This window comes from Ruegeria marisflavi, assembly GCF_025673445.1.
Taxonomy (GTDB): domain Bacteria; phylum Pseudomonadota; class Alphaproteobacteria; order Rhodobacterales; family Rhodobacteraceae; genus Ruegeria_B; species Ruegeria_B marisflavi.
Map to the genome: position 1 here is coordinate 1 of NZ_JAOVQN010000008.1, position 16,012 is coordinate 16,012.

The 16,012-nt window shown below is 61.0% G+C and carries 16 protein-coding genes and 3 tRNA genes; 6 read left to right on the forward strand and 13 right to left on the reverse strand.

Translation table 11 applies throughout. The features are described from left to right. Positions 1–383 precede the first annotated feature (383 nt). Positions 384–848, forward strand: coding sequence for an L-2-amino-thiazoline-4-carboxylic acid hydrolase (locus tag OEZ49_RS09205; RefSeq protein ID WP_263388031.1), 465 nt, complete (start codon positions 384–386; stop codon positions 846–848). Positions 849–949: 101 nt separating this feature from the next. Here the strand turns inward: OEZ49_RS09205 and ctaD are convergent, their stop codons facing one another. Beyond that, positions 950–2,608, reverse strand: a complete 1,659-nt coding sequence (gene ctaD / locus OEZ49_RS09210) for a cytochrome c oxidase subunit I (protein ID WP_263388032.1) — start codon at positions 2,606–2,608, stop codon at positions 950–952. Positions 2,609–3,008: 400 nt separating this feature from the next. Between ctaD and OEZ49_RS09215 the strand changes: the two genes are divergently transcribed. Then, entirely contained in the window at positions 3,009–3,461 is a 453-nt protein-coding gene (locus tag OEZ49_RS09215) for an MmcB family DNA repair protein (protein WP_263388033.1), read from the forward strand. A 9-nt stretch (positions 3,462–3,470) separates the two neighbouring features. Here OEZ49_RS09215 and OEZ49_RS09220 read toward each other — a convergent pair whose 3' ends face one another. After that, on the reverse strand, positions 3,471–3,662 hold the full coding sequence (locus OEZ49_RS09220; protein ID WP_164132323.1) for a DUF6324 family protein: 192 nt from the start codon (positions 3,660–3,662) through the stop codon (positions 3,471–3,473). A gap of 78 nt (positions 3,663–3,740) precedes the next feature. On the opposite strand from OEZ49_RS09220, the gene OEZ49_RS09225 reads away from it, so the two are divergent. Beyond that, positions 3,741–4,223 (forward strand): GNAT family N-acetyltransferase, encoded by a 483-nt coding sequence (locus OEZ49_RS09225; RefSeq protein ID WP_263388034.1) that lies wholly within the window; start codon positions 3,741–3,743, stop codon positions 4,221–4,223. Positions 4,224–4,269: 46 nt separating this feature from the next. Continuing rightward, positions 4,270–4,346: transfer RNA gene (locus tag OEZ49_RS09230), tRNA-His, on the forward strand. 204 nt (positions 4,347–4,550) lie between these two features. Here the strand turns inward: OEZ49_RS09230 and OEZ49_RS09235 are convergent. The 6 genes from OEZ49_RS09235 to OEZ49_RS09260 form a co-directional block, all read right to left on the reverse strand. Beyond that, positions 4,551–4,625 (reverse strand) — tRNA-Glu (locus OEZ49_RS09235). 145 nt (positions 4,626–4,770) lie between these two features. Then, a tRNA-Glu gene (locus OEZ49_RS09240) sits at positions 4,771–4,845 on the reverse strand. Positions 4,846–4,956: 111 nt separating this feature from the next. After that, on the reverse strand, positions 4,957–6,696 hold the full coding sequence (gene recJ, locus OEZ49_RS09245; RefSeq protein WP_263388035.1) for a single-stranded-DNA-specific exonuclease RecJ: 1,740 nt from the start codon (positions 6,694–6,696) through the stop codon (positions 4,957–4,959). Between the two features lie 107 nt (positions 6,697–6,803). After that, entirely contained in the window at positions 6,804–7,766 is a 963-nt protein-coding gene (gene glpX / locus OEZ49_RS09250) for a class II fructose-bisphosphatase (RefSeq protein ID WP_263388036.1), read from the reverse strand. A gap of 90 nt (positions 7,767–7,856) precedes the next feature. Then, positions 7,857–9,143, reverse strand: coding sequence for a homoserine dehydrogenase (locus tag OEZ49_RS09255; protein WP_263388037.1), 1,287 nt, complete (start codon positions 9,141–9,143; stop codon positions 7,857–7,859). Positions 9,144–9,246: 103 nt separating this feature from the next. Continuing rightward, positions 9,247–9,531, reverse strand: coding sequence for a hypothetical protein (locus OEZ49_RS09260; RefSeq protein ID WP_263388038.1), 285 nt, complete (start codon positions 9,529–9,531; stop codon positions 9,247–9,249). Between the two features lie 102 nt (positions 9,532–9,633). Here OEZ49_RS09260 and OEZ49_RS09265 point away from each other — a divergent pair, with 102 nt between their 5' ends. Further along, positions 9,634–10,218, forward strand: a complete 585-nt coding sequence (locus tag OEZ49_RS09265) for a TetR/AcrR family transcriptional regulator (protein ID WP_164132317.1) — start codon at positions 9,634–9,636, stop codon at positions 10,216–10,218. 24 nt (positions 10,219–10,242) lie between these two features. Here the strand turns inward: OEZ49_RS09265 and OEZ49_RS09270 are convergent, their stop codons facing one another. Both OEZ49_RS09270 and OEZ49_RS09275 read right to left on the reverse strand, forming a co-directional pair. Next, positions 10,243–11,154: a pirin family protein gene (locus OEZ49_RS09270; protein WP_164132316.1), complete on the reverse strand. Its 912-nt coding sequence runs from the start codon at positions 11,152–11,154 to the stop codon at positions 10,243–10,245. Positions 11,155–11,271: 117 nt separating this feature from the next. After that, complete coding sequence (locus tag OEZ49_RS09275; protein WP_263388039.1) at positions 11,272–12,462, reverse strand: 4Fe-4S double cluster binding domain-containing protein; 1,191 nt, start codon at positions 12,460–12,462, stop codon at positions 11,272–11,274. A 97-nt stretch (positions 12,463–12,559) separates the two neighbouring features. Here OEZ49_RS09275 and OEZ49_RS09280 point away from each other — a divergent pair, with 97 nt between their 5' ends. Continuing rightward, a complete protein-coding gene (locus OEZ49_RS09280) occupies positions 12,560–13,045 on the forward strand; it encodes a hypothetical protein (RefSeq protein ID WP_263388040.1) in 486 nt (161 codons plus the stop codon). 3 nt (positions 13,046–13,048) lie between these two features. Here the strand turns inward: OEZ49_RS09280 and OEZ49_RS09285 are convergent, their stop codons facing one another. The 3 genes from OEZ49_RS09285 to OEZ49_RS09295 are packed head-to-tail and all read right to left on the reverse strand — an operon-like array spanning position 13,049 to position 15,808. Continuing rightward, positions 13,049–13,600, reverse strand: a complete 552-nt coding sequence (locus OEZ49_RS09285) for a TadE/TadG family type IV pilus assembly protein (protein WP_263388041.1) — start codon at positions 13,598–13,600, stop codon at positions 13,049–13,051. Positions 13,601–13,604: 4 nt separating this feature from the next. After that, a complete protein-coding gene (locus OEZ49_RS09290; protein ID WP_263388042.1) occupies positions 13,605–14,138 on the reverse strand; it encodes a TadE/TadG family type IV pilus assembly protein in 534 nt (177 codons plus the stop codon). Further along, a complete protein-coding gene (locus OEZ49_RS09295; protein ID WP_263388043.1) occupies positions 14,135–15,808 on the reverse strand; it encodes a TadE/TadG family type IV pilus assembly protein in 1,674 nt (557 codons plus the stop codon). The genes OEZ49_RS09290 and OEZ49_RS09295 overlap by 4 nt, the downstream gene beginning before the upstream one ends. Positions 15,809–16,012: the final 204 nt, after the last annotated feature.

The window sequence follows — 16,012 nt, forward strand, 5'->3', positions numbered from 1 at the left end:
CAGACCTCAGCTTTACGGCAATCATCAATGCCTGCGCCGCTCTCCTGAACTCAAAGTGAATCTCAACAGACCCTAGTCGATGTACCGAAAAAAGATCCAGAGCTTCGCACAGCATAGAGAAATCTCATAGTCTCTGCTGCGCCAGTGTTTCTCGCCGGGTATTATCCAGCATTGCCAAAACCACCAACCTTCGGCGTTTCTCACCAACGCGGTGCCGCATCGAAGGTGCGTCACCATCAAGAACTTGGATCCTTCAACTCTTACAAGGGTCTTGTTGCTGTGTAGAGCGCGTGCGGGGCTGTTGCGGTAGTCGTAGTTAGAGGGGCCAGTTTGGGTGTAGGCTACCTCTTCAAGGCCAGAGATAGATCCGACCGAGGTATGTGATGGACAAGAACGAGACAACGCCACTCACACTGAGACAGAGAGTCGAGGTGCAGACCGAAGTGCTTGTGCCGCTGCTGCAGCACTTCCGTACTAGGTTTGGCAAACAGGCTGCAAACGAGCTTGTATACCCGGTGCTGCGCGAAACCATGAGGAACTGGATCGCTGAGATCGCGGTGACAGATGGCAATCTCATCGAGAATTGGCACGGAACCTCGGCCAAGATCGCCGAGATGTTCACTGGGAATCTGGACCTGGAAATGGTTGAACAGAATGACCGAACCCTCTCGGTCGATGTGACTCGCTGCCGATATGCCGACTTCTTCCGCAACCTTTGCGAACCCGAACTCGGTGCCATCCTGACTTGCGAGCTTGACAATCACATCGCAGACAGATCCGCACCGGATGTTCAGATGATGCGCGAAACTACGATCATGGCTGGTGGTACCTGTTGCCCGTTCCGCTAACTGGTCGTGCCCGACGTCCAGGTCGACTGACCCGTCCTAGGCGGTCGGTAAAAGAAAACCCCGCCGAGGCGGGGTTTTCCGGTTTCTTTTTAGCCTGACGTTCAGTGCGCGTGGCTCTTGTCCCAGTCTTCCTGCTTGGGCAGCGTCTCGAACGTATGTTCGGGCGGCGGGCAGGGCAGGGTCCATTCCAGCGTGTCGGCGTATTCGTTCCAGTAGTTGTTCTGGGTGACACGGGCGCCACGGGTCAGCGTGTAGAACACGATGCCGAAGAACAACAGGAACGAGGCGAACGAGATGAATGCGCCCCAGGACGAGATGTAGTTCCAGTAGGCGAAGGCCTCGGGATAGTCGATGTAACGACGCGGCATGCCCTGACGGCCCAGGAAGTGCTGCGGGAAGAAGGTCAGGTTGGCGCCGATGAAGAACATCCAGAAATGAACCTTGCCCCAGAACTCGGGGTACTGACGGCCCGACATCTTGCCCAGGTAGAAATACATGCCGGCGAAGATCGCAAAGACAGCGCCCAGCGACATCACGTAGTGGAAGTGCGCGACCACGTAATAGGTGTCGTGATAGGCACGGTCCAGCGATGCCTGGCTGAGCACCACGCCGGTCACGCCGCCGACGGTGAACAAGAACAGGAAGCCGAAGGCAAAGAGCATCGGCGTCTTGAACTCGATCGAACCGCCCCACATGGTGGCGATCCAGCTGAACACCTTGACGCCCGTGGGCACCGCGATGACCATCGTGGCCAGCATGAAATAGGCCTGCTGGTTCAGCGACATGCCGACGGTGTACATATGGTGCGCCCAGACGACAAAGCCCAGCGCGCCAATCGCAATGATCGCCCAGACCATCGGCAGATAGCCGAACACTGGCTTGCGCGAGAAGGTAGCAATTACGTGAGAGATGATGCCAAAGCCGGGCAGGATCACGATGTACACTTCCGGGTGGCCAAAGAACCACAGTATGTGCTGGTACAAGATCGGGTCGCCGCCGCCTGCCGGATCAAAGAAAGTGAAGCCGAAGTTGCGGTCCATTAGCAGCATGGTGATGGCACCGGCCAGAACCGGCAGCGACAGCAAGATCAGCCATGAGGTGACAAAGATCGACCAAGAGAAAAGCGGCACCTTGAAGAGCGTCATGCCCGGGGCGCGCATGTTCAGGAAGGTGGTGATCATGTTGATTGCACCCAGGATCGAGGAGGCGCCCGAAAGGTGCACGGCAAAGATCGCCAGATCCATCGACATGCCGCCCTCGGTAGTGCTGAGCGGCGGGTAAAGAACCCAGCCCACACCCGAGCCCAGCTGGTCGTTCCCACCCGGCGTCAGCAGCGAGGCGACGCCCAATGAGGTCCCGGCGACATAGAGCCAGAAGCTGAGGTTGTTCATACGCGGGAAGGCCATGTCCGGCGCACCGATCTGCAACGGCATGAAGAAGTTGCCAAAGCCGCCGAACAACGCCGGGATCACCACGAAGAACATCATAAGGACGCCGTGATAGGTGATCATCACGTTCCATAGATGGCCGTTGGGGGTGCAGGGGTCGGCCATGAAGCCTTCCATACACATGTACTGCACGCCCGGATGCATCAGCTCGAGCCGCATGTAGACGGTCATCAGGACCGAAATCAGACCGGCGATGGCCGAAAAGATCAGGTACAGGATCCCGATGTCCTTGTGGTTGGTCGACATGAACCAGCGGGTAAAGAAACCGCGGTTGTCCTCATGCCCGTGACCATGAATGGCTGCGTCTGCCATTTAGGTGCCTCCTTGCAGATTTTACGCGCAGCCGGACAACTCCGGGCTACACGGATTCCCGCTGGTTTTAGAATGTGAGCGGTGCCGCATCAATGGCGGAGTTTGATCTGGATCAAGATAAATGGCCGCACCCCCCTTGAATCGAGAGGTGATTTTGGGATGCCACGGCAAGCCGAGGCGGTTTTCGGGTTGGTGCCACAAGGGAGCTTGTGCATATCGCTCCCCCCTATCAACCAGTCAGCACGGCGGTCTTAGCTGACGTCGAATCCGAACCGCTGCCCGGCATCAACAACATCCGCTTGAACCGGTAGGAAGGACGTCGGGAGCAAGAACGCCCATGATGTGCCCCAGAAACGATCACGTCTTGATTTTTGTTCACTTATTGTTCACGGTACGATGCATGGTACTTGTTCTGCAACCCGGACAGAGACTAGCGCGTGGCGTGGCGCGGCATCTGAATGCGCATGGCTTTGTCTCGATCGAGGAATTTGTCCCGGCGCGCGGCCTGCGTGTCGATGTCATGGGGTTGGGCCCGAAGGGCGAGATCTGGGTGATCGAGTGTAAGTCCAGCCGCGCCGATTTCCGCACGGATGCCAAGTGGCAGGGGTATCTGGATTGGTGCGACCGGTATTTCTGGGCGGTCGACGCCGAGTTTCCCACCGAACTGCTGCCCGCGGATACGGGGCTGATCATCGCGGATGCCTATGATGCCGAGATCCTGCGCATGGCGCCCGAACAGAAGGTTGCGCCGGCCCGGCGCAAGGTGCTGATCCAGAAATTCGCCACCCATGCGGCGCGCCGACTGTGGGCGCTGCGCGATCCCGAAGGGCACGGGATCTTCGCTTTCGATTGATCTTTCGCCTCAGCGCTTGCCCATGTTCCGGGCAGCCTGGGCCGCCGCACGGATCTCGTCGGCGATTTCTTCGGCTTCTTCGGGGTCGAAATCCATCGGGATCTCGATTCCGGTTGCCTCGATGAAGAGGCGCACCATACCGGCGTCGGTTGGGCCGATCTGGAGATTCGCCTCGATGTCGCGTTCGGTGTTGATGCCCATGTGTGCCTCCGGGAATGCTCTGGCTCGACTAGACCGGTGCGGGTTGAGAATCAAGTCGGTTGCAAGGTTAGATGGTGCATGGACAGTGTAACCCTGCGCCCGTTTCGGGCCGATGACGCCCCCTGGCTTGTTGAACGGCACGGCACCCTCTATGCCGAGGCAGAAGGGTTCGACGACAGTTTCGCGCCGCTGGTGGCCGAGATCCTGGGTGCCTTCATCGCGGATCATGATCCGACCTGCGAACAGGGCTGGATCGCCGAGGAAGCCGGTCACCGACTGGGCAGTATATTCTGCGTCCGGCTGAACGAGACCACCGCAAAACTGCGCCTGTTCCTGCTGGTGCCCGAGGCACGCGGCAAGGGGCTGGGGCGGCGGTTGCTGGAGGCTTGTATGGGCTTTGCCCGGGCTGCCGGTTACCGCGACATGCAGCTCTGGACCCACGAAAGCCACCGCGCGGCCTGTGCGCTTTACGTTTCGGCCGGGTGGCATCTGACCGACAGCAAATCGGTGCGATCCTTTGGTGTCGACCTGGTCGAGCAAACCTGGAAAATTACCCTCTGACCCTCTTGCAATCCGAAACCCGGTTGGGTACATCGCCCCTCACGGTGCCGCCTTAGCTCAGTTGGTTAGAGCGCTGGATTGTGGATCCAGAGGTCCCCTGTTCAAGCCAGGGAGGCGGTACCATTCTCCTGATAGTTCGTCGACACGTGTGCTGGCAAAGCCGGCTCCCTGGTCGTCTGTTTGGCATGATGCATTTTCGGCAATGCGCTGAGGAAGCCAGGATCATTGCAGGCTTTCCCGGGGGTGGGAAACACCCAAGATTCAAATCGAGCGTCGGATCGGCCAGCGAACTTGGACAGGTTTTGGGAGGGGTTGCCGCTGGAAAGATGGCAGCCCGTAGGGGAATCGAACCCCTCTTTCCAGGTTGAAAACCTGGCGTCCTAACCGATAGACGAACGGGCCATGCTTGGCGTGAAGCGGCTTTTACGGAGAGTCGTGCGCGGGCGCAAGTGGGGGAAGAAGATTTTTCTCGGCAAAGAAAACGTTTTGAATCAAAACCCTGGTTGACCCTTCTTGGGTTCGGCAAGGTCGCGATGCAGGGGAGATGTGGCAGCCCGTAGGGGAATCGAACCCCTCTTTCCAGGTTGAAAACCTGGCGTCCTAACCGATAGACGAACGGGCCACGCTGGCTTGTGGAGGGCCTTTTACGGTGTCCCACTGACCCTCGCAAGCGGAAAAACACGCTTCGGAGAACTTTTTTGCAAGAGGTGAAAAACCTCTTGTTTTCAAAGCCTCAAGCCTCTGCGGCGTCCTCGATCCTCAGTTGCACGCTCTGCCTTCCACCCCAGGAATTGACCTCGAGCCGCCCTGCGAAGTGAAAGCGCGCGCCGCCGTGGTTTTCCAGCCGGGGGCCGAGCGGGCCGTCGAAGGCACCGAACAGGATTGCATCCAGACCGCCGCCCATGCCATCGGCCAGGGACAGTTTCAGATGCGAGGCGCCGACCCGCTTGGCAAACCGGATCTGGAGGTCGGGCAGGGCATAGCGCGGGGCAGGGGCACCGGCCCCAAAGGGACCTGCCTGCTCGATCTGTTCCAACAGATCGAGGGTTGCCGCGCCCGGCATCAGGGTGCCGTCCAGTTTCAGATCCGCCGGTCCGCCCTGACCCGCGCCCTGTTTCGCCAACAGGTCGGACAGGCGATCCATGGCCGCCTCCAGCTTGTCGCGCATCACCGTCAGGCCCGCGGCCATCCTGTGGCCACCGCCCTTGACCAGCAGCCCCTCGGACGCCAGCCGCTGGATCGCGGCGCCCAGATCGACGCCCGAGACCGAGCGGCCCGAGCCTTTGCCTTCGTCGCCGTCGAATCCGATCACGATGGCGGGGCGATTGGCGGCATCCTTCAGGCGCGAGGCGACGATGCCCACCACGCCCGGATGCCAGCCCTCGCCAGCGGCCCAGGTCAGCGGGCCGGCGAGCCCGCGCGCCTCGGCCTGTTCCAATGCGGCGGCGCGCACCGCCTCCTCGATTTCGCGGCGTTCCGAGTTCAACTGATCCAGCCGTGCGGCCAGCGCCTGGGCCTCGGACGGGTTGTCGGTACTCAGCAGCCGCGCGCCCAGATCGGCCTGTCCGATCCGGCCGCCGGCATTCACCCGGGGACCCAAAAGGAAGCCGAGGTGATAGGTGTTGGGGGCGGTATCCATCCGGGCGACGTCTGCAAGCGCCACCAATCCGGGATGTCGCCGTTGCGCCATGACTTTCAGTCCCTGACGCACCAGCGCCCGGTTTGCCCCGATCAGGGGCGCGACATCGGCCACCGTCGCCAGTGCCACCAGGTCGAGCATGCCCATCAGGTCGGGACCGGTTGTACCGGCCTCGCGCATCTGGCGGCCCGCCTCGACCAGCATCAGGAACACCACGCCCGCGGCGCAGAGATAGCCCAGATCGCCGCTTTCATCCTGTCGATTTGGGTTCACCACCGCGACGCAGTCAGGCAGGGTCTCGGCCCCCAGATGGTGGTCCAGCACGATGACATCGGCGCCCCTGGCGGCGGCGATTGGTTCGTGACTCAGCGTGCCGCAATCGACACAGACGATCAGGTCGTGGTTGGCCGCCAGATCGCGCATCGCTGGCACGTTGGGGCCATAGCCCTCGTCGATCCGGTCGGGCACATAGAGCGTCGCCGTCAGCCCCATCTCACGCAGCCAGCGGATCAGCAGCGCGGCGGAACTGCCCCCGTCGACATCATAATCTGCGAAGACCGCGATCCGTTGCCGCTTGCGCACCGCCTCCAGGAACCGCTCGGCTGCGGTCTCCATATCCTTCATGCCCCGGGGATCAGGCAGCAATTCCTTGAGCTTTGGGTCGAGAAAGCCGCGCGCCTCCATCAGCGGCACGCCGCGCCGCGCCAAAACCTGGCACACCGCCTGCGGCAGGTCGCTCTGCTGCCGCATCATCTCGGCCGCGCGTTCGGTCTCGATATCCGGACCGACCCAGCGGCGACCACTCAGCGAACTGTCCACTCCTAGATATGCCACCTGTCACCTCATGCACAAAGGCCGGACCCTGCGCGGATCCGGCCCTTCATTTCGCCCCAAATACTCCCGCCGGAGGCTGCGGCGCCAGCCGCACCCCCGCCAGAGGCTCAGACCGGGGTGCGATAGCTCATCCGCCGCACCGAGCCGGTCTTGGACCGCATCAGCAGGGTGGTGGTTTCCACCCAGCCTGGCTCGCGCTTGATGCGCGGCAACAGCGAGCCGCCGGTCACGCCCGTCGCGGCAAAGATCACGTCCTGCGTCACCATCTCGTCGCGGGTATAGACGCGGTCCAGATCGGTGATGCCGGCCTTGGCGGCGCGGCCACGCTCGTCATCGTTGCGGAACAGGAGCCTGCCAAAGATCTGGCCGCCCATGCATTTCAGCGCAGCCGCCGCCAGCACCCCCTCGGGCGCACCACCCGAGCCCATGTACATGTCGATGCCGGTGGTCTCGGCCTCGGCGCAATGCATCACGCCCGCCACGTCGCCATCGGTGATCAGCCGGATCGAAGCGCCGGTTTCGCGCACCTCGGCAATCATCGCCTCGTGGCGCGGGCGTTCCAGGATGCAGACGGTGATATCCGACGGTTTGCAGCCCTTGGCCTTGGCCAGCGCCTCGACCCGTTCGCGCGGCGACATGTCGAGCGAGACCACGCCCTCGGCATAGCCCGGGCCGATCGCCAGCTTGTCCATATAGACGTCGGGCGCATGCAGCATCGAGCCGCGCGGGCCCATGGCGATGACGGTCAGCGCGTTGGGCATGTCCTTGGCGGTCAGCGTGGTGCCTTCCAGCGGATCCAGCGCGATATCGACGCCCGGGCCGTTGCCAGTGCCCACTTCCTCGCCGATATACAGCATCGGCGCCTCGTCGCGCTCGCCTTCGCCGATCACCACCACACCGGCGATATCCAGCAGGTTCAGCTGCTCGCGCATGGCATTCACGGCGGCCTGATCAGCGGCCTTCTCGTCGCCACGACCGATCAGTGAGGCCGAGGCCAGCGCGGCCTGTTCGGCGACGCGGGCGAGGCCCAGGGAAAGCATGCGGTCATGAAATTCAGGCTTGGAGGACATGAATAATTCCTTGCAGATGGGCTTATTGACCCTCTACCGCAGGGCGGCGGGGGTCCACAAGCATGTTTGCGAAAACTATGTGCGGGCGGATCAGACCGCCTCGATCCGCAGGGCGACCGGTTCGGCGGCCAGAACGCCGCTGTTGACCATGGCTTCGATGGCCGCGTCGATTGCAGCGCGTTGGGTCTTGTGAGTGACGATTACCACCGGCGCCTCGGCGCTTTCGTGGTGGGTCTGGCGCATCCGGTTGATACTGACGCCCGCGTCGCCCAGTGCGGCCGCCACCTTGGCCAGCGCGCCCGGGCGGTCGGGCAGCAAGAGGCGTAGATAGTAGGGCGCGGGCGAGTTCGACTGGGCGCTGTTGGCATCTGCCAGCGTGGTCGCTGGTTGGCCAAAGACCGGCAGGCGGAAACCGCGCGCGATATCGCAGATGTCGCCCAGCACGGCGCTGGCGGTTGGTCCCTCTCCCGCGCCGGGGCCGCGCAGAACCACCTGTTCCACCGCGTCGCCCTCAATCACCACCATATTGGTGCCGCCTTCGAGCTGGCCCAACGGAGAATCCGCTGGCACCAGACAGGGACGCATGCGCTGTTCCAGCCCACGGCCAGTGCGCTGGGCCACGCCCAACAGCTTGATGCGATACCCCATGTCGGCGGCATAGGTGATGTCTTCGAGGTTGATCCGCTGGATGCCCTCGATGTCGATCCCGTCGAAATGCGGCCGGGTGCCAAAGGCGATGGAGGCCAGCAGCGCCAGTTTGTGCGCCGCGTCTATGCCGCCCACATCAAGGTTCGGGTCGGCCTCCAGATATCCCAGCTGGGCGCATTCCTCGAACAGCGCGTTATAGCCTTTGCGCTGCGATTCCATGCGGGTCAGGATATAGTTGCAGGTGCCGTTCATCACCCCCATCACGCGGGAGATCTGGTTTCCGGCCAAACCCTCGGTCAGCGCCTTGATCACCGGGATGCCGCCGGCGACGGCGGCCTCGAACCGGATCACGCGATCGGCGGCCTCGGCCTGTTCCGCCAGGGCCTGTCCGTGGACAGCCAGCAGCGCCTTGTTGGCGGTGACCACGTCCTTGCCGGTTTCCAGCGCAGCCTCGATCGAAGCCTTTGCGGCCCCGTTCTCGCCGCCCATCAGTTCGACATAGACGTCGATGTCATCCCGGCGGGCCAGCGCCACTGGATCGGTTTCCCAGGCATAGGATTTCAGGTTCACACCCCGGTCCTTTGCCGCATCGCGGGCCGATACGGCCACGATCTCGATACGGCGGCCGGTGCGAGCCTCCAGCAGGTCGGCATGCCGACGGATGATGCGAACGACGCCGACGCCCACGGTTCCCAATCCCGCAATTCCGAGCCGCAATGCCGGTTTCATCTTGTCAGTCCTTTCTGCTCATCCTCGGCGCGGCCCGTGTCCGGCCGCCACCCTGATTGCGTGCCTTAGCCGGATCGGCGGGTCCGTGCAACGTGTGGCACCGCTATTCGGTGATGGTTTCGTTCACATCCGTGTCTTCGCCCTCGTCGTGCACGGCTTGCCGCAGACGCTGCGCCTTTGCCTCCAGCGCGGCGCGCCGGCCGTCGAGGTTTGCGGCCAGCTTCTTCGCTTCATCCTCGGGGTCGGCGGGCGGGCCCAGCGTTTGGTCCAAGGAAACGAGCTTGGGAAAGGGCTTTCCCTGCAACTCCGGTCCGATACGCTCATCCAGCTCCGGAACCTGGGTGCAGGCCGTGATCAGAAAGAGCGAGATGAGGCAGAGGCGGAGCATACGGTCGGCGGGAGTTGCTGGTTTCCAAGCCCTTGTCGCGCTTTCAGGGGATTGGTGCAAGTGGGGCTTTTATCTGAACATATGTTCAGATAGCGTGGTGTCATGGCACGTACCCAGGGCTCCCATTCCGATATCACCGGCCCGCGCATCCAGGACGCGGCGCTCAGGCTGTTTGCGCGGCACGGGTTTGCCGCCGTCTCGATGCGCCAGATCGCTGGCGAGGTGGGGGTGCAGGCGGGTGCGCTCTATAATTACACGCCGGACAAGCAGAGCCTGCTTTTCGGTCTGATGCATCGTCACATGGATGAATTGCTGGGTGCCCGGGTGGATCGGGCAAGTGGTGATGCGATGACCCGGTTGCGCGATTTCGTCGGCTTTCACATCCGGTTCCATCTGGATCGGCCCGACGAGGTATTCATCGCCTATATGGAACTGCGCAACCTGACGCCCGAGAATTTCGCCACCATTGAGGCGCTGCGCAAGCGGTACGAGGATGATCTGGAAGCGATTCTGCGGGCAGGGGTGTCCGAGAGGCTTTTCGAGGTGCCAGATACCAAGATCGCAACCTTGGCGGTGATTGCGATGCTGAACGGGGTCAATACCTGGTACCGCGCGGGCGGGCGCCTGTCGTTGGATCAGGTTGAGGGCATCTACTGGGACATGGTGCGCAAGGCGGTTGCCGCGTAACTGTCAGGTCACGCGGCGTGGGTCTCAGTGTGCGGGGCGGATGAACGTTCCATTGCGCAGGTCGCGCATCGCCTGCATCAGCTCTTCTTGCGTGTTCATCACGATCGGCCCGTGCCAGGCGACGGGTTCGGCGATTGGTGCACCCGAGATCAGCAGAAAGCGCACCCCGTCTGGCCCGGCCTGTACCGTCACCTCGTCGCCCGTTCCGAACCGGATCAGGGTGCGGTTGCCGGACAGGTCACGGATGTTGACCTCTTGCCCCGCGACTTCCTTTTCCAACAACACGCCCGTGGGGGTCGAGGCATCGGCAAAGGCGGCCGCGCCCTCGAACACATAGGCAAAGGCGCGGCGGTAGGTGTCGATCTGGAACGTCTTTCGGACCCCCGCCGGAACGAAGATGTCGAGGTATTGCGGATCGGCGGCGATCCCATCCACCGGGCCGGTCTTTCCCCAGAAAGAGCCCACGATGACTTTCACCCGGGTGCCGTCATCGTCGATGATCTCGGGGATCTCGGTGCCCCGCACGTCCTGATAGCGGGGCGCGGTCATCTTCTGTGCTGCCGGCAGGTTACCCCAGAGCTGGAAGCCATGCATTTGGCCCTGCGCGTTCCCCTTGGGCATCTCCTGATGCAGGATGCCTGACCCGGCCGTCATCCATTGCACGTCGCCCGCGCCCAGTGTGCCGGTATTGCCCAGCGAATCCCCGTGGTCGACGGTGCCTGACAGCACATAGGTGATGGTCTCGATGCCGCGATGCGGGTGCCATGGAAAGCCACGTAGATAGTCCTGCGGATACTCGTTGCGGAAATCGTCAAACAGCAGGAACGGGTCGAGTTCCGTGGGGTCCTGGAACCCGAACGCCCGGTGAAGCTTGACGCCCGCGCCTTCGAGTGCTGGCGTGGCGCGGCGGGTTTCGAGGATCGGTCGGATGGACATTAGGACGCCTCCTGGCAAGTGAGTTGGCGTTAAGATAGTCGCTTGACCGCGCCGGGCAAATCCGCGTTCGATCACCAAGGCTGTGCAAATTTGCAAGGGTGGACAGGGGGAGTGCAGTTACTGCCCTGTTCGACCAATACCGGACCACCAATCCGACGGTTTGCGCCGGGCGCCATGCCTTTGTGCCAACCGCAGGGCTAGTTTGCGCAGGGACGAAAGGGCCAGTTTCAACCAAATACGATTGCGCCATTTGGAATAGTCTCGGTTGAAGGGGCAGACGCGCATGCAGATGGCGCAATCCGATGACAGTTTGGCCCAGAACGAGAAGCATTTCTCAGCGTCCGAGGTCCATTTGCGTACGCCCCGTATGGCCGAGACATTGGCGGTCTCGGTCGAGGGCGGGCCATAGGGCAGGGCCTTGACGGGGCAGGCATCGGCGCATTTCGTACATATGTCGCAAAAGGCACGCACGCCCAAGGGGCGGGGAATGTCATGAGCCAGGGGCAAGTTGGTAAAGATCTTGGAGAACCTCAGCCGTGGCCCGAATTCCGGCGTGATAACCATCTGGTTGCGGGCGTACTCGCCCAATCCGGCCTGGATCGCATAGGGAATGACCAACCCGGTGTCGTTCATCGAGGCGGTCGCCTCGTAACCCAGATTACGGATATAGGCGGCCAGTTGCATCACTACGGCAGCCTCGTGACTGTATTCGCGTCCCGTCGCCGCCCCGGCTAGAGCCGAAGGGTAGGTGGCAACTAGGTCTGCCTCCATCTCGTGACCCAGCACAATGACCGATGTCATACCCTCAGGCAGGCCCAGTGGCGCTTCGGTCATGTCGCGCACATCAACACGCGCGGTATAGAGCCAGCGTTCGTCCATCCAGGTGATCCCACAGAGGTCAGCCCCGAAGAACCGCGCAACGCGCTTTATTTCGGAGCTCATACGGGCCGGGTCATTGATCTCGACCTGTTGCGGCGCAACTGGTGTGTCATTGCTGATAGGGGCCTGAAACCCTTCGCGCCGGCCTTCCGCGGCGTGCCTGTTGGTCATCACGTCTGAGATCAGCCAGGATGCGTTACGGAGCGCGAAATCGCGCTGGGTGAAACCATCGCCCCGGCGCGGGGTCGCCTCCATCCGGTAAGACGCGAAGAAGGCTTGCGATTGCTTGGATTTCACCCGGTCGTCCCACATTGCACGGGTGAACACGTCATTGCGCTGCGAGAAGCGCTCGAATTCCTCGGTTACGTCGATGCCGGCCAGGGCATCGTCGTCGCGCCTGAGGCTGGGGCGGTTGGCAGGGTAACTCATGTCCGGCAGGCTAACTCGGGGTTTGTGGGTAGGGCAATGGGTCTGTTCCGGTCGCCTGGGATCAGATATGGGAAGCAGAACAGAAAAGGATCGGAACATGCAGGACGAAGTACTGGCGGTTGTAGAGGCTTCGGCGCCGCGGCGGTGGCTTGCCCTGGTGATGCTTGTCGGGCTGGGGGGGCTGCTGATCTACGTGGCAGTGATGACCCCGCCTACACTGATCTGGCAGGTATTCCTGATCGCGCTGGGCGCGGCTTCGCTGTGGATGGCGCAAAGCATGTATGCAGCGACGGCGGGGCGGGTTGAACTGACCGACAGCGAATTGCGCACCGGCAGTGGCGAAGTGATCACACGGATCGAAGAAATCGAGCAGATCGAACGTGGGGCTTTTGCGTTCAAGCCGTCCAACGGGTTTCTGATCCGCACGCGGACACCGGCGACCCGTACCTGGCGTCCGGGTCTGTGGTGGCGCTTTGGCCGTCGCATCGGAGTCGGTGGGGTCACGCCCGGATCCCAGACGAAGTTCATGGCCGAGATGATCTCGGCCATGATTGCGGAGCGGGACGGGACCCTGATGCGCTGAGCGTCAGACGCTGCCTGCGATTTCGTTAGTGAAGCGTGGCCGCGTGAAGATGAAGCTCTCCATTACCGTATCGTCTAAGCCGACATTGAACGGTGCATGATAAGTGTTGCGGGTTTCAACAAGGATCAATGTGTCCAGATCGGACATGGGCGGAAGATCCGGGCTGATTTCGGCAACATTTGTATTGGTCAGGTTGGTGGCGAAACCACGATTGGCAGACCACCGCACCCGGTGCCGGTCGCGTTTCTTCTCATAGCGCAGCAGCGAAATTCGAACCTGGAGATTGTTCGGATTGCCGATCATCCGCTCGTAAAGCTCGACCATGGAATCGATGTAAGCGTCGTCGATCGTGCGGGTCTCGCGCGAGATGAGGTCACCAATGGTATAGGCGGCCTTTACGTTCGAGGCCGCTTCGCGATAGCCATCGAAGTACGTGTAGCCAATCATCAGCGTCCAGAACAGGATCGGAACCGTAAGCAGCGCTTCGACGGCGATGGACCCCTCTTCATTCGACCGGAAACTGGCCAGTCTTTTCTTGATGCGATCTATCAACATGGCTTTACAAGGGCTCCTGCACGAAGACGGACATGGCTGTCAGGGCGTACTGGCCTTCGTCGTTTGCCAGGGTTGCCCCAAGTGTTGACGAGGGGAAGATTGGGTTAATTTTTGCGCAGGCGCGCAGAACCATCAGCTCGTTGGCCTGGCCGTTTTCGAATTGCCGTACTGGCCGGACTTCTTCGGAAAGGTCGGTACAGTCCGGGGTGGCCGGCAGAGTGATACCGGCATACGGATCCTGACGCACCATCTCGAGCTTGAGATTGGTGCCGCAATCGCGGATGAACACAGCCTTTTCGCAGATCGCTACTTTGATTTCATCATGCTGGGGACTGCTGCCGGTGTTGAGGCGGATCTCTCGAACGACCACGTCAACCGCACGCTCCAGCATGGCGTGGTTCAGAGTCATGAAGGTCAGTTCAACCGCCGCCAGCATTACCCCGACAATGGCCGGAAAAACGATGACGAATTCGACCGTAGCATTGCCGTCCTCGCATTTGCGGAACCGGCTTAGGAATTTGGCCAGCTTGCGTGTCATTGTGTCAGCCTCAGTTTGCGGATCGATGAAGCGATCGAGGTGAAGGCGTCACTGATTTCCAGCCCGGTGGCGTCGTAATAGTGGCTGTCCGAGCTGGCACAGTCCTTGAGAACGCGGCGCCCGTTTGCCGGTGCTTCGAAACCGACGGTATAGACGATCACACCCTCGTCTTTTGCAGCGTCACAGACGTGCTTGGTGCGTTGGTCCTTGGCCTCTGCTTCCTTTTTGGTAAATGCTGAGGTGTACCAGTCAGCCCAGGCGCTGCTTGTGAACTCGTAATTGTAGTAGGCGTTGTAAGCCAGGGACACCTTGTTGAGGAGTTCGGCATAAGTCAGCCGCACTGCAGTGCCCGGCTCATCCTTTTCGGTACAAGAATACAACCCGCCGGAGTCGTAGCCGCAGACAGGGCTGGTGCCATTGCCATAAGGGTGGTCAGCCCACTTGTCCTGGTCAGGCCAGTAATAGTTGTGCCCACCGTTGTCATGGTAGATGCTGAAGGCGTCTGTGGTGTTGGTATCCGGCGAACCGCTGATCGCGTCTTCAGACGCGTTATACCAGACGTTTGACTCGCCGGTGCGCATGGATGGGTTCAGCATGTACTGGTCGGTGTTTTCACCATCCGACATCACGATCAGAACCTTGAGCACATCGCCTGAGTCATAGGCGGATGGGCGGCCCGAGAAAGACACATCTACTTTTTTCTGGGTTATCAACCCGTCAATAACGCTCTGAGTGCCTGGATCCAACATTATGATGCCCCATTTTGCACCAATGTCGATCGAGGTATTCCCGCGGGCTGTCATGCCGTCGATGTAATTGTTTAGAACCGTCTGGTCAGCTGTGAACGGCAGAATCGCCGTGTTGGCCCGTATCGGACAGACTGGGGTCTGGATCGGATCCTTGGAGTAGGTGAATGGATCGAAATGCATGGTTCGTTCCAGCGGCGTTGTGCGCGACAAACCAGGTTGGCTAAATTCGTCGTCGATGAAGTTCACGCAATGCGAGTAGTCGTGTTCGGTGCTCACATTGTAGAACTGAAACAGATCTGGACCCGCGTTAACCTGGCTGGCATATGGGATGACCGAGATCGAAACTGCCCCATCCTCCGTTGCTGACAGCATATGGCCCACAAATTCCTTGGCGGCGGTTTTCAGATAGGTAAGACGGCTGCTGCTGTTCATCGAACCAGAAACGTCGAGAACAAGCGAAATCTCGACGTTGCCGATGCTTTCCTCGGCCGTGCTGGCCGCCGGGATAGTTAAGCTGTCATAGCCCGAGAGCTTCATGAAATGCGTCGGCAGTACAGCAGTCGCGGTGGCCGAGACCTTGCGAAAGCCTAGCCCCTCGTCGACGACGACACTGGACAGGTACTCTAGGAGCCCCGCCTTTTCCAAGTACGAACGGACGACGGTTTCCGGCGGAACAGTCTGGTCAAGGTCGGCGGCAGCCAGAACCGCGCGATCCAGAGTGTACTGGAGCGCGGCGCGCTTTTGCTCATACCGCATGAGATCGACGCCGATTCCCGCGGCCCCGACCATCGCGAGAAAGAGGAACAGCGCGAGAATGGTCATCGCGCCGTCTTCGGCTTTTGCGAAGGCGCCGCACCCGCGTTTCGTGCGGTTTAGAATGTTGCGTGTCACGGCAGCGCGACAGCCAAACGGCATGTTCATCATACACCTACCTTTCCGGCAGAACCCCAGCCGGGATCAAAGTTCAATGGGAAGTAGTGCATGGCAAAGATGGCAGGATTGGGGCGCAATCGGCGCCAAACAATGAACGTTAACCAATGGTTAAGGACATTTCCGAGTATGGCTCGGGTTTGTTTCCGGTACTCCTACAATGAACTGGGAATCGTTCTTCGTGCCATTTCCAAC